This window comes from Mycobacterium sp. 852002-53434_SCH5985345 (assembly GCF_001667155.1).
Lineage (GTDB): Bacteria > Actinomycetota > Actinomycetes > Mycobacteriales > Mycobacteriaceae > Mycobacterium.
Genome location: NZ_LZIE01000080.1, coordinates 75,165 through 87,554, shown reverse-complemented (window position 1 = coordinate 87,554; position 12,390 = coordinate 75,165). Strand labels below are relative to the sequence as shown.

General features: G+C 66.4%; 12 protein-coding genes. 6 read left to right on the top strand and 6 right to left on the bottom strand.

Features of this window, described 5'->3' with window-relative positions; translation table 11 throughout:
• Positions 1-154 precede the first annotated feature (154 nt).
• From A5756_RS20975 to A5756_RS20965, 3 genes are all read left to right on the top strand, one after another.
• Positions 155-892 carry a VIT family protein gene (locus A5756_RS20975; protein ID WP_197505434.1) on the top strand — a complete coding sequence of 246 codons (738 nt, stop codon included), beginning with the start codon at positions 155-157 and terminating at the stop codon, positions 890-892.
• A gap of 132 nt (positions 893-1,024) precedes the next feature.
• Positions 1,025-1,870, top strand: coding sequence for an acyl-CoA thioesterase domain-containing protein (locus A5756_RS20970; RefSeq protein WP_066956965.1), 846 nt, complete (start codon positions 1,025-1,027; stop codon positions 1,868-1,870).
• Positions 1,867-3,414, top strand: a complete 1,548-nt coding sequence (locus A5756_RS20965) for a class I adenylate-forming enzyme family protein (protein ID WP_066956962.1) — start codon at positions 1,867-1,869, stop codon at positions 3,412-3,414. The genes A5756_RS20970 and A5756_RS20965 overlap by 4 nt, the downstream gene beginning before the upstream one ends.
• 47 nt (positions 3,415-3,461) lie before the next feature.
• On the opposite strand, the gene A5756_RS20960 is transcribed toward A5756_RS20965, so the two are convergent.
• The gene (locus tag A5756_RS20960) at positions 3,462-4,079 is read right to left on the bottom strand and encodes a TIGR03085 family metal-binding protein (protein WP_066956959.1); all 618 of its coding nucleotides are present in this window, start codon (positions 4,077-4,079) and stop codon (positions 3,462-3,464) included.
• Positions 4,080-4,190: 111 nt separating this feature from the next.
• On the opposite strand from A5756_RS20960, the gene htpG reads away from it, so the two are divergent.
• Positions 4,191-6,146 carry a molecular chaperone HtpG gene (gene htpG, locus A5756_RS20955; protein ID WP_066957016.1) on the top strand — a complete coding sequence of 652 codons (1,956 nt, stop codon included), beginning with the start codon at positions 4,191-4,193 and terminating at the stop codon, positions 6,144-6,146.
• 104 nt (positions 6,147-6,250) lie between these two features.
• Entirely contained in the window at positions 6,251-6,466 is a 216-nt protein-coding gene (locus A5756_RS20950; protein ID WP_066956957.1) for a hypothetical protein, read from the top strand.
• 11 nt (positions 6,467-6,477) lie between these two features.
• Here the strand turns inward: A5756_RS20950 and A5756_RS20945 are convergent, their stop codons facing one another.
• Together A5756_RS20945 and A5756_RS26745 are read right to left on the bottom strand one after the other, a co-directional pair.
• The gene (locus tag A5756_RS20945) at positions 6,478-7,017 is read right to left on the bottom strand and encodes a hypothetical protein (RefSeq protein WP_232005381.1); all 540 of its coding nucleotides are present in this window, start codon (positions 7,015-7,017) and stop codon (positions 6,478-6,480) included.
• Entirely contained in the window at positions 6,999-7,229 is a 231-nt protein-coding gene (locus tag A5756_RS26745; RefSeq protein WP_066956952.1) for an excalibur calcium-binding domain-containing protein, read from the bottom strand. The genes A5756_RS20945 and A5756_RS26745 overlap by 19 nt, the downstream gene beginning before the upstream one ends.
• Before the next feature lie 167 nt (positions 7,230-7,396).
• Between A5756_RS26745 and A5756_RS20935 the strand changes: the two genes are divergently transcribed.
• Complete coding sequence (locus A5756_RS20935) at positions 7,397-8,422, top strand: TIGR03617 family F420-dependent LLM class oxidoreductase (RefSeq protein WP_066956949.1); 1,026 nt, start codon at positions 7,397-7,399, stop codon at positions 8,420-8,422.
• On the opposite strand, the gene A5756_RS20930 is transcribed toward A5756_RS20935, so the two are convergent.
• The 3 genes from A5756_RS20930 to A5756_RS20920 all read right to left on the bottom strand — a co-directional run bounded on the left by A5756_RS20930 (position 8,412) and on the right by A5756_RS20920 (position 12,335).
• On the bottom strand, positions 8,412-10,043 hold the full coding sequence (locus A5756_RS20930) for an Nramp family divalent metal transporter (RefSeq protein ID WP_066956947.1): 1,632 nt from the start codon (positions 10,041-10,043) through the stop codon (positions 8,412-8,414). The two genes, A5756_RS20935 and A5756_RS20930, sit on opposite strands and share 11 nt — an antisense overlap.
• The gene (locus tag A5756_RS20925) at positions 10,040-11,380 is read right to left on the bottom strand and encodes a magnesium transporter MgtE N-terminal domain-containing protein (RefSeq protein WP_066956944.1); all 1,341 of its coding nucleotides are present in this window, start codon (positions 11,378-11,380) and stop codon (positions 10,040-10,042) included. Before A5756_RS20925 ends, A5756_RS20930 begins: the two co-directional genes overlap by 4 nt.
• A gap of 199 nt (positions 11,381-11,579) precedes the next feature.
• Complete coding sequence (locus A5756_RS20920) at positions 11,580-12,335, bottom strand: sensor domain-containing protein (RefSeq protein ID WP_066956940.1); 756 nt, start codon at positions 12,333-12,335, stop codon at positions 11,580-11,582.
• Positions 12,336-12,390 lie beyond the last annotated feature (55 nt).

Genomic DNA, 12,390 nt, shown 5'->3' with positions numbered 1-12,390 from the left:
AAACCACTGCGACCCGCGACGGCGTGTCGCCGCAGACGTTTACGTGTCGCGGATCGACGCCGGCTTGACACGGCCGCCTTCAGGAGACCCGGCGAGGCCGAGAGGCTGGTAGCCGCTTTGGAAAGGCTACGTTTCCTAGTCGAGCGGGTCTTTGATGTATATCGTTGCGGCCGTGTCGAGTCCGTCGCATCCGCATCCGTCCGAACCGCATTCGGGTTCGGTGTCATCGAAATTGAATTGGTTGCGCGCCGGAGTCCTGGGCGCCAACGACGGAATCGTCTCGACGGCGGGCATCGTGGTGGGAGTCGCGGCCGCGACGGTGGAACGCGCTCCGGTATTGACCGCCGGCACCGCCGGACTGGTCGCCGGGGCCGTGTCGATGGCGCTGGGCGAATACGTGTCGGTGAGCACCCAGCGTGACACCGAGAAGGCGCTGTTGCACAAGGAGCGCCAGGAGCTGCGTGACGATCCGGCCGCCGAGTTGGACGAGCTTGCCGCCCTGTACGAAGCCAAAGGCCTGAACGCCGCGACCGCGCGCACCGTGGCCGAGGAACTCACTGACCACAATCCGCTCCTCGCCCATGCCGAAGTCGAACTCGGTATCAATCCCGAGGAGCTGACCAACCCGTGGCAGGCCGCGTCTTCCTCGGCGCTGTCGTTCGCAGTCGGCGCCCTCCTGCCGTTGATCGCGATCTTGGCGCCGCCCGCGACGTGGAGAATCCCGGTCACCGTGGCCGCGGTACTCGCCGCGCTGGTGCTCACCGGGGCGGTATCGGCCGGTTTGGGTGGGGCGCCGAGGGGCCGGGCGGTCCTGCGCAATGTCATCGGAGGTGGTCTCGCGTTGTCGATCACATACGTGATCGGCCACTTGGTCGGTGCGGCGATCGCCTAAGGGTGCCAACACCCTTGCTCGGCTAGGGGATTGACCTGAGAGAGGTCGGCCCGGGGGACTGGAATTCAAACAGTAATATCAACTGTTGCCATCCCCACACGGGGGACCCAACTCTGGGCGGAGCGTCGCGCATTGACCGAAACGAATTTCGTGCCGGATGACGTTGATTCAGCGGCGCAGACGCCGTACTTCCAGCGCGACGAAACCCGTTTCGTGCCAAATCCGATCGGGCGCGGTGGGTGGGGCCCCTCGCTCAGCGGGCACGTGGTTGGCGGACTGCTGGGTTGGGCCGTTGAACGCGCGGTCGACGACCCACAACTGCAACCCGCGCGGCTGACCGTCGACCTTCCCGCACCGGCCGCGCTGGAACCCATCGAGGTGCACACCACCGTGCACCACGATCGTCGGCGGCTACGCCTCGTCGAGGCGGTCCTCACCCAGCGTGGTGTCCCCGTGGCGCGGGGGAGCGCCTTGTTCCTACGGCGCGGCCCTCAGCCGGAGGGGCAGGTGTGGTCGCCGAATCTGCAGATGCCGCCGCTACCCATCGAGGACGGCGCGCAACCCACGCTGTTCATGCGCACCTATGGCTGGGGCACCGAACTGCAGAATCGCGATCCCGAATGGGTTGACACCTCCGGTCCGAAATACACCTGGCTCTATGAGACACGCTGCCTCATCGACGGCGAACCGCTCAGTGCCTTCACCCGCGCGGCCATGGCGGCCGATATCACGGCGTCCCTTGCCAACTGGGGCACGAACGGTCTGCAATTCATCAACGCCGACTACACGCTCACGTTGAGCCGGCTGCCCGAAGGGCCCCATATCGGCATGGCGTCGTTGACGCATTACAGCCATGAGGGCGTGGCAACGGGGTCGGCCGTGCTCGTCGACCGCAAGGGGCCCATCGGCAGTGCTGTGTCGGTCGCGATAGCCCACTCGGGATTCCGCCCGACGCAGGTCAATCCGACGAACGAATGAGCATCGGGAGCGACGCCACCTACTGGACGCTGATTGCCGACGCGGCGCAGGCCTCGCCGCGGCCGCTGCTCGCCGATGACATGGGGCGCAGCCTGACCACCCGTGAGTTCCACGATGCCGCCTGCGCGACCGCCGCCGCGTTCACCGAACGCGGGATTCGCGCGGGAACCGTCGTGTCCTGGCAGCTGCCGACCACGCTCGAGACCATGGTCGTCATGGCGGCGCTGGCCCGGATCGGCGCGGTGCAAAATCCCATCATCCCGATACTGCGAGAGCACGAGGTCGGCTTCATCACCGAGCAGCTGTCCTCGGAATACCTTGTGGTGCCCAAACTTTGGCGCGGATTCGAGTACGGCGCGCTGGCGCGGAACCTGGCCGCGACGCGGGGCTTCGAAGTCATCACCGTTGACTTGGCGACGCCGCCGGACGACGGCAAGCTGCGGCTGCCCCGCGCTGCCACGGACGCGCTCGGGCCGCCGCCGGCGTCCGCCCGCGACGCGCGCTGGGTCTATTACTCGTCGGGAACCACCGCGGCGCCCAAAGGAATCCGCCATACCGACGCATCGGTGATCGCCGGCGCATCAGGACTGGTCAGCGCGATCGGCATCACCGGCAGCGACGTCGATCCCATCGCCTTTCCGGTCGCGCACATCGGCGGGGCGGTCATGCTGGCCGCCGCGCTGCGAACCGGCATGCGGCTGGCGCTCTTTGAGGTATTCGACCCGGCGACGACACCGTTTTCCATCGCGGAGCACAAACCGACTTTCCTCGGCACGGCAACCCCGTTCTTCGTCGGATTCCTCGAGGCCCAACGAGCCCATGGCGACCAGCCGCTGTTTCCCTTCCTCCGCGGCTGCCTGGCCGGCGGCGCGCCGATCACGGCCGAACTGGGCCGCCAAATCCGCGAGGCCTTCGGCCTGCCCGGCATCGCCAACGCGTGGGGGCTCACCGAATTCCCGGTGGCGGCTTCACCATCGCTGAGCGCCGCGCCCGAGTCGCTCGACCACACTGTCGGCGCGCCGACGGCGGGAGTCAGTGTCCGGGTGGTCGGCGGCGACGAAGCCGAACTGCCCGTCGGGCAGGAAGGTGAGCTGCGCCTCAAGGGACCGCAGTGCTTTCTCGGGTACGCGGACGCCACGCTCGACGCCGACGCGTTCGACCAGGACGGCTGGCTCCGCACAGGCGATCTCGGGCTGGTCGACGAGGACGGCAACGTCCGCGTGACCGGGCGCATCAAGGATGCGATCATCCGCAACGCGGAGAACGTGTCGGCCCTCGAAGTCGAGAATGTGCTGGCCACCCATCCCGCGGTCGCCGACGTCGCGGTCATCGGGGTCCCCGACCCACGCACCGGTGAGCGCGTATGCGCGGTGGTGGTGCCGGCGTCGGCTGAGGGCCTGTCGTTGGAATCGCTGGTGCGGCACTGCCATTCACGCGGACTGAGCCGCTACAAACATCCCGAGCGCCTCGTGATCGTCGATGCGCTGCCGCGCAATCAATTCGGCAAGGTGGTCAAGAAAGAGCTTCGCGAGGCCTTCGGCTGATCATCGAGACAGTCACGAGAAAAGTTGAGGGTGCGGTCGTCGAGCGACTAAAGCCCTTTGGGCGCATCCCGGACGGCCTGTACCGCGGATGCGTCGCCGTCGAACTCCACTCGAGCGGAGCGCCCGACCGCGAACAGCAGCAGCTCCTCAGGTGCACCGGTCACCGTGACCGCCGGGCCTCGGCCCGCAGTCAGCAGCGTCTTGCCCTCCGGGGTGCGCAACGCCACCCGGCCCGGCACCTTGGCGAGCGTGACCCGGGCCATCAGCGGCAGGGTGCGGCGCAGCCTGGCGGCCAGGGCGGGCTCCAGCTCGCGCGGGTTCCAGCCCGGCTGGGCGCGGCGCACGTCCTCGTGATGGATGAACATCTCGGCGACGTTGGCCACCGCGTCGAGCAGCTTGAGCGGTGAGTACACCGGCGGGCCGGACGCGACCTTGTCCACCAGCTCGCCCCACTCGGTCTCGGCCGTCTGGTCCTGGACCTTCTCGGTGTGCTGGGCGAAGAAGGGGATGACGATGCCCGGAGCGGCGTCGGGCCGGTACTCGCGGATGACGAGGTGGGCGGCGAGGTCCCGCGTCTTCCACCCTTCGCAGAGGGTGGGCGCATCGGGTCCCACGCCGCGCAGAGTGTCGACAAGGGCGGCTCGTTCGCGTTGAGCAACAGACATCTGTTCAGCGTAGGCCCGACGTGATCGCTACGGGCGAACCCCCGGACACGAGCGCTTCGCACCTCGGTAAATTTGAAACGTCATGTCCTGGGAGAAATGTAGGGAATGTCGATGAACGCGCGTGTCGAGCAGTTGGAGTTTCAGGCAGAGGCCCGACAGTTGCTGGACCTGATGGTCCACTCCGTCTATTCCAATAAGGATTCGTTTCTGCGGGAGTTGATCTCGAACGCCTCCGACGCATTGGACAAGCTCCGGCTGGAAGCCTTCCGGAACAAGGACCTCGACGTGGACACCTCCGACCTGCACATCGAGGTCGAGGTGGACAAGGACGCACGCACGCTGACCATCCGTGACAACGGCATCGGTATGACGCGGGACGAGGTCGTCGGTCTGATCGGCACCCTGGCCAAGTCGGGCACCGCGGAACTGCGCCAGCAGTTGAGGGAGGCAAAGGACGCCAAGAACGAGGCCGCCTCGGAGGAACTGATCGGTCAGTTCGGCATCGGTTTCTACTCGAGCTTCATGGTCGCCGACAAGGTCGAGCTGCTCACCCGCAAGGCCGGCGAGAGCGAAGCGACCCGATGGGAGTCGAGCGGCGAGGGCACCTACACCATCGAAGCCGTCGAGAGCGCTCCGCAGGGAACGTCGGTCACGCTGCACCTCAAGCCCGAGGACGCCGAGGACGAGCTGCACGACTACACCTCGGAGTGGAAGATCCGGGGCCTGGTGAAGAAGTACTCCGACTTCATCGCCTGGCCGATCCGGATGGAGGTCGAACGGCGGATCCAGGTTCCTGTCGAGGAAGGCTCGGAAGAGACCCGCGAAGAGGTCGTCATCGATACCGAGACCCTCAACTCGATGAAGGCGCTTTGGGCGCGGCCCAAGGAAGAGGTCTCCGAGGAGGAATACCAGGAGTTCTACAAGCACATCGCGCACGCCTGGGATGACCCGCTCGAAATCATCGCGATGAAGGCCGAGGGCACCTTCGAATACCAGGCCTTGCTCTTCATCCCGTCCCACGCGCCGTTCGACCTGTTCAACCGCGACGCTCAGACCGGGATTCAGCTGTACGTCAAGCGGGTGTTCATCATGGGCGATTGCGACCAGCTCATGCCCGAATACCTGCGCTTCGTCAAGGGCGTCGTCGACGCCCAGGACATGTCGCTCAACGTGTCGCGCGAAATCCTGCAGCAGGACCGGCAGATCAAGGCGATTCGCCGGCGCCTCACCAAGAAGGTCCTCTCCACCATCAAGGAACTGCAGTCCGACCGGCCGGACGACTACCGCAACTTCTGGACGCAGTTCGGCAGAGTCGTCAAAGAGGGGCTGCTGTCGGACTTCGACAACCGGGACACCCTGTTGCAAATATCCTCGTTCGCCTCGACGCACAGCGAGGAGGAGGCCACCACCCTCGCCGAGTACGTGGAGCGCATGAAGGACGGCCAAGAGCAGATCTTCTTCGCCACGGGGGAGACGCGGCAACAGATCCTGAAATCGCCGCACCTCGAGGCGTTCAAAGCCAAGGGTTACGAGGTCCTACTGCTCACCGACCCGGTCGACGAAGTCTGGGTGGGAACCGTGACCGAGTTCGACGGCAAGCCGCTGCAGTCGGTCGCCAAGGGCGAGGTGGACCTCAGCTCCGAAGGCGACGAGAGCGAGGCGGAGCGCGAGGAGCAGCAGAAGGAATTCGCCGACTTGCTGACCTGGATGAAGGAGACGTTGAGCGAGCACGTCAAGGAGGTACGGCTTTCCAGCCGCCTGACGGACTCGCCGGCCTGCCTGATCACCGACGCGTTCGGAATCACCCCCGCCCTCGCCCGGCTCTACCGTGCGTCCGGGCAGGACATCCCGGTCGGCAAGCGGATCCTCGAACTCAACCCCAACCATCCCCTGGTGACCGGGCTGCGCGAGGCGCAAAAGAAGGCTGACGGCGACGCCGCACTTGCTGAGGTCGCCGAGACCGCCGAATTGCTTTACGGCACAGCACTTCTCGCCGAAGGCGGCGCGCTCGACGATCCGGCGAGGTTCGCCGAGCTGCTGGCTGACCGCTTGACCCGCACCGTGTAGTCCGGGATTTGCCAGATCCGCGAGAACACCGTTCGCTGTCGGCTGTGTCGGCAAATGGGCGATTAGCTCGATTGAAAAGCCGCTGGCAGGGATAATCACATCCCATGGCTGAGTTTCGCGTCATCGACCCACGTGGGCGGGTCATCGCGACGAAGGATTTTGCCAGCGCGGAGTCCGCGCACGCCTGGTTCACCCACTCGATTGGCGGCAGTACCGAGCTGGGTTGGCGCATGGAGGTCAACGACGACGGGCAGTGGGCCCACTTCGACGACACCCAAGGCTTTACGGCTCCAGTGAGCCACCGTCCCCCGAGACGTTGAGCACGCGGGCGTCAGCCGCCGATGACGAAGCAGCGGCCGCTGACGCTGCTGAGCAAGACCTCTTGCACCGCCGCCGGCGCGACGCTGGGGAACCCGAACCGATGCACTTGTTGGTCGGCGGCGATGTCGGCGTCCTGGGATTCGTTGGTCCCATCCTTCTTGCGCACCAGCGCCGTGATCTTGGCCTGCTGGGACGGGTCTTTCGGGTCACGGAAGTACCACACCTCGATCCCGGCACCTGAGGAGTCGGCGCGCCACCCGTCGGCGTAGTAGCACGCCGGGTTTCCCTCGGCATCCGGCGGCGGTGGCGGGCATATCGATAACCCGACGCACGCCGGCGTGGTGGTGGTCGCGGGCGGGGCGACCGCTCTAGATGCGCTCGAGCTCGGAGGCGTCGACGACGTTGTGGCGCCCGAACCCGAGGCGTTGGGCGGTGCGGCGTGCTGCGACCCGCACGCCAGGAGACCGGCCCAGGCGATCGAGATGACGGCGAGCCTTCGCACCGTGGGCACGGACGTCGAGCGCCGCAGCGTCAGTGGCAGACTTCGCACGCGATGCCGTCGCCGTCACGATCGAGCGGCGCCCGGTATCCCGGCTGCCCCGCGTAGATCGGGGCGGCGCCGGCGGCGCACGCCGCTTTGCAGTTCGGGTAGTAAACGCTGCCACCCGTCGTCGGTGAGGTCGTCGTCGTGGTTGTCGTCGTCGACGGGGCGGCCAGGGCCGGGGGAGCCAGGGCAATTCCCACTGCGATTGCTCCGGCCATGACCAATCCACGAAGCATGTTCGAAATCCTCCTATTAGCGAAACCGATGTGGTTGCTGTTGTCTACAGAGCTAACACTGTGAACCGGCCGCCCAGCAAGAGGCGGATATCGGCGGCGCGGTTGTCCCGCGGCCCGCACAGCGCTCGGCCCCACGTAGGCTCCGAGGAATGCACGTCGACGCGATGACGGTCCCTCAGCCGCTACACCAGATCGGCGACTTGGCCCGGCGCACGCAATCGGCCGGATTCTCCGGTTTGCTGTTCACCGAGACGGGGCGCACGGCCTACCTCAACGCCGCCGTGGCGTCGCAGGCCGCTCCGGGCCTCGAGTTGTCCACGGGCGTGGCGGTGGCGTTCCCGCGCAGCCCCTTCGTCACGGCAGCCACGGCGTGGGAGCTTCAGGAGGCGACCGGCGGAAACTTCCGGCTGGGCCTGGGCACCCAGGTGCGCACCCACGTCGTCCGGCGCTACGGCGTGGCGTTCGAGCGGCCCGGCCCCCGGCTGCGCGACTACTTGTTCGCCGTCAAGGCGTGCTTCGCGGCGTTTAGATCCGGGACGCTCGAGCACCACGGCGATTTCTATGACCTCGACTTCATCACCCCGCAATGGAGCCCGGGTCCCATCGAGGCGCCCGATCCGAAAGTCGATGTCGCAGCGGTCAATCCGTGGATGCTGCGGATGGCGGGCGAAGTGGCCGACGGGGTGCACGTGCACCCGATCGGCGAGCCCGGCTACATCGCCCGTCACGTCCTGCCGAACGTCGCCGACGGAGCGGCGAAGGCGGGACGCTCGCCGTCGGACCTCGCCGTGATCGTCCCGGTGATGACCATCGTCGGCGACAGCGACGAAGAGCTCCACAAGCAACGCGAAGTGGTGCGAGCCAGCATGGCCTTCTACGGCAGCACACCGAATTACGCGTTCATCTGGGACCAGGCCGGGTTCGAGGGCACGACCGCCCGGATTCGCGAGAAGCAGAAGGCCGGGAACTTCGCGGGGATGGCGGCCCAGGTCAGCGACGAGCACATCGCGGTCTTTGCCACCGAGTCGTCGTGGGACGGGTTGGCGGACGCGCTGAAGGAGAAATATGCCGGAATGGCCACGCGGCTCGTGCTTTACAACGCCGTGGGTGATCCGGAGCGTTTCGAGCGGTACGGCGAGGTGGCCCGTCGGATACGACAAGCGGTCAGTGACTGAGCTGTATTGCCTTGACCACCAATAGCAATGCGCCGAGGATCAGGTAGCCCCGCAGTGCGATCATCCCGAGACGGGTGCCCGGTGACCAGGTGACCGGCTCCAGCAGGGTCAGTGGTGGCATGCGCCAGGTATTGCGGTCCACTCCGCGTGCCGGCAGTGGTGCCGGGGGCGCCGCGGGTTGCCGCCGGGCCATCCAGCGGAGCGCGGGTACAGCCCCAGCGGCGAGGACGATCAGGACCAGGGCCAGGTAGCCGGCCACCGCGAGGACATCGAGTTGGGGGAACAGGGTGGTGGCCATCAGGATTCCGGACAGCAGCAGCAGCGTGCCGACGATCAACCCGGCAACCCCGTTGAGCCACGGGCGATTGACCCACGGCCCCAACACTTCCCGATCGTTGCACAGCAGCAGCAGAAAGACGCTGGCACTGGGCAGGAGTAGGCCGGCAAGGGCCTGAACGGCGGTGGTGATCAGACCCAGCGGAGCACCCGGTATCAGAACGACGGCCGCGGCCACCGCCACCATGGCGGTGTAGGAGAGGTAAAACTGCTTGGCATCGGCGAATCCGCGGTGCAGCGAGTGCTTCAGGCCGAACACGTCACCGAAGGCGTAACTGGTAGCCAGCGTCACCGCGGCGGCGCCGATGATCGAGGCGTCCATCAGGACGATCGCAAAGATCCAGCCCAGCGTCCCCCGATGTTCCCCAAGGAGGTGGGCGGTGGCGCCGGCGTCGATGAAACCGCCGATGGTGTTGGTGGAACGTGCCGCCCATTCGCCGGTCATCACCAGCGCGGCCGCGCCGATGACGACGACGAAGGCGCCCAGCACGGTATCGGCGCGTTCGTAGCCGATGAAACGCGGGGTGATGCGCTTGTCGACAACGTTGGACTGCTGGAAAAACAGCTGCCAGGGCGCCACGGTGGTGCCCACGATGGCGATGATGAGCAGCACCGCGTCCGAGCTCACGCCGCCCGAAATACGCGGTATCACGAAGGATTTCGCCGCCTGGGCCCACTGCGGGTGAGACATCAGCAGCATCGGGATCTGTAGCAGGGTGACGGCGATGAAGACGAACATGGCGCGCTCCCAGCGCCGGAAGCTTCCGCTTGCCATGATCGCGACCAGTGCCACCGCCGACACCGGCACCACCACGTATTTGGAGACGCCGATGTACTCGGCGGCCAGGCTGATACCGATGAACTCGGTGACGATCGTCAAGAAGTTCAGCAAGAACAGGTCGCCCACCGAGAACCAGCCCCAGCCGCGGCCGAAGCGCTCGTTGATCAACCGCGCGTGTCCGACGCCCGTGACCGCCCCGAGCCGAACCACCATTTCCTGGTTGACGATCAGCACGGGTATCAACAGCAGTAGCACCCACAGCAGGGAGTAGCCGTAGTTCTGCCCGGCCTGGGCGTAGGTGGCCACGCCGCCGGCGTCGTTGTCGCCGACCATCACGATGATTCCCGGACCGACGATCGCCAGCAGGGTCAGCAACCGTGTCTTCCACGTGCGTGCGTGCTCGGTTTCGCCGACGCTGATCCGTCCGAACGCGCCCTCGATATCGCCCAGGTGCGCGGTGTCGAGCACCGCGCTGTGGGCCGTCTCTTCGCGACCTGACGTCACGGCCCGTTACCTCCCGGCACGCGCGCATTGGGGTCACCGGGTTGGGCGAGCTCGCGGACGGGGCGCGGAGCGGGCTCACGCCGGCGCCAGTCTTCAGGGATCGTCGCCTCGAGTACGTCGTCGACGGTGACCACCCCGAGCACGCGGTCCTGTTCGTCTACCACCGGGATGGAGTAGAGGTTGAAGTCGGCCATCAATAGCGCGACGTCCGTCAGGTCGGCATCGGCGGTGACCCGCACCGGGTCCGAATCCATTAGCCGCTCAAGGGTTTCACCGGACGGGGCCTGCAACAGCGTGATCACCGAGACCACGCCGTCGAGCCGTCCCTCCCCGTCGAGCACATGCAGTTTGATAAGCGCCTCCGGCTGTATGGCGCTGGCGGTGGTGATCACGCCCAACGCCTCGGCCGCCGTCGTGGTGGCGGCGGCCGATACGAAGTCGACGTTCATCAGCCCGCCGGCGCTTTCGGGATTGAAGCCCATCAAGGTGATGACCTTGGTGCGTTGCGGGCCCGGCATCATGTCCAGCACCCGCCGGCGCCGCGACTGGCGCAGGTCGGCGATCGCGTCCGCGGCATCGTCGGCGCGCATCCGGCCCAGCAGCGCGGCGACCTCGTTGTCGGGCATGCCGTCGAGGAGTCGGCTGGCCTTTTCCGGCTCCAGTTCTTCGAACACGTCGGCCTCCAGTTCGGGATCGCTGCGCACCCGGTCGAGGATCTCGCCGCCCTCGGCCTTGTCCGCCTCCTCGAGAAGGTCGGCGATCTCGGCGGCTTTGAACTCGCCGAACCGGTCCGACAGGCGCCGCACCGCGTCGGAACGTGCGTCGCCGATCAGCGGTTCGAACGCCTTCCAATCCCGAGCAGCGTGCCCACCGGACTGCTTGATCAGCCCGAACAATCGTGGTGGCCGTCGGGTGTCCACGCGCGTCAGCATCCATCCGCCGCCGATGTCTTCCAGCTCCACGTCGTAGGCGCGTATCAGCTCCACGTTGGCCACGTCGATCAACCGGTGGCCCAACACATCGGCGCGCAACAGCACCTCGCCGTCGCGGCGCTCGAAGCCGCGAAGGTCAACCTTGTTCTTGGTCAACAGAACTCGGTCCGCGGTGTACTCGTCGATGGACTTGTCGCCGATGAACACACGCCGACCGCCGACCCCGGCAACGATCCCGGTCACCAGTGGATACTCGTCGGCGCCCCGCAGCCGGACGATCACGTCTTCGACCCGGCCGACGGTTTCCCCGGCGCGGGCCAGCACCGGCGCGCGCAGCAATTGCGAAAGGTGAATCACCGGCCGCTCCTCGCTGCGTTGGGCCGCCCCCGTCTCCGATGCGCTCATTCGCTCCTCCTCGACACCCCGCGACCGACCCTTCGAGCAGACTGCACGAAACCGGCCCGCGACATTGTGTGCAGCTACGGCTTACCGCCAGGATCGGTGGTGGCGCAAGTGGCGTCGCTTGACCGGCCGCAAGATCGTACGCCGCGGTCCCGGCGAGTAGCTACCGCCGGGAGGTAAACGGCGGGCGGCCAGTGAGGTCCTATTGCTTGCCGACTTTCCCGGCGATCTGATTGGCGAGGCTGACGCCAAGGTCGCCCGCGTCCTTGCGGCACGCGTCGACGTCGATGACGACGTTGTTGCGGACGGTCAGCGCCCGCTGGCAGGGCACGGTGACATTCACGCCGTTTCGGTTGACGGTCAGGGTCACGGTTTCGCTCAGAACCCCGTTGGCGTTGGCGACCGGTCCCACCTTCCACTGAAGTTCGGGATGGGTGTCATCGGCGGGTACGGTGTCCGACCGGTTGGCGCACGCGGGCCATTGCTGCGACGAGGTGGTGAAAAACGCGTTCGCTTGGTCGGGCGACGGGAACAACACGACAAACTGATACACGTCAGGGCTTTCCAGGTCATTCGCACCCGGGGGAGCGGGTGCAAGGTCGTGGTAGCCGTAAACCGCCGTGTAACCGCTGTCCGCATAAACGGGTTCCAGTGCCGCGTGGATGGCGTACTTGCATTCGGCGGGAAGGGTGTAATTGGTGCGCTTTACGGTGTCTTCTTCCAGCGCGGTTTTCGGTGGGTCACTCGATGTTCCGGTGACGCCCAGCGCGGTGTCGATTTCGCTCGGGCTGAGCATCAGGTCGGGCAGCTGGGCCTTCGTCAGGGGAGCATTAGACGACAACGCCCTGGTGCTGGTGATGGCGGATGACGAGGCAGCGCCGCCGCCGTCATTGTTGCCGCAGCCGGCGACCAGCATTCCAATGGCCGCACTAGCAAGCGCCTTGGTCAGCTGGCGCATATCGAGTGCCTTCCTACTTGATTCGGCTATCAAGCATTCGCGCACCCCCCGCGCG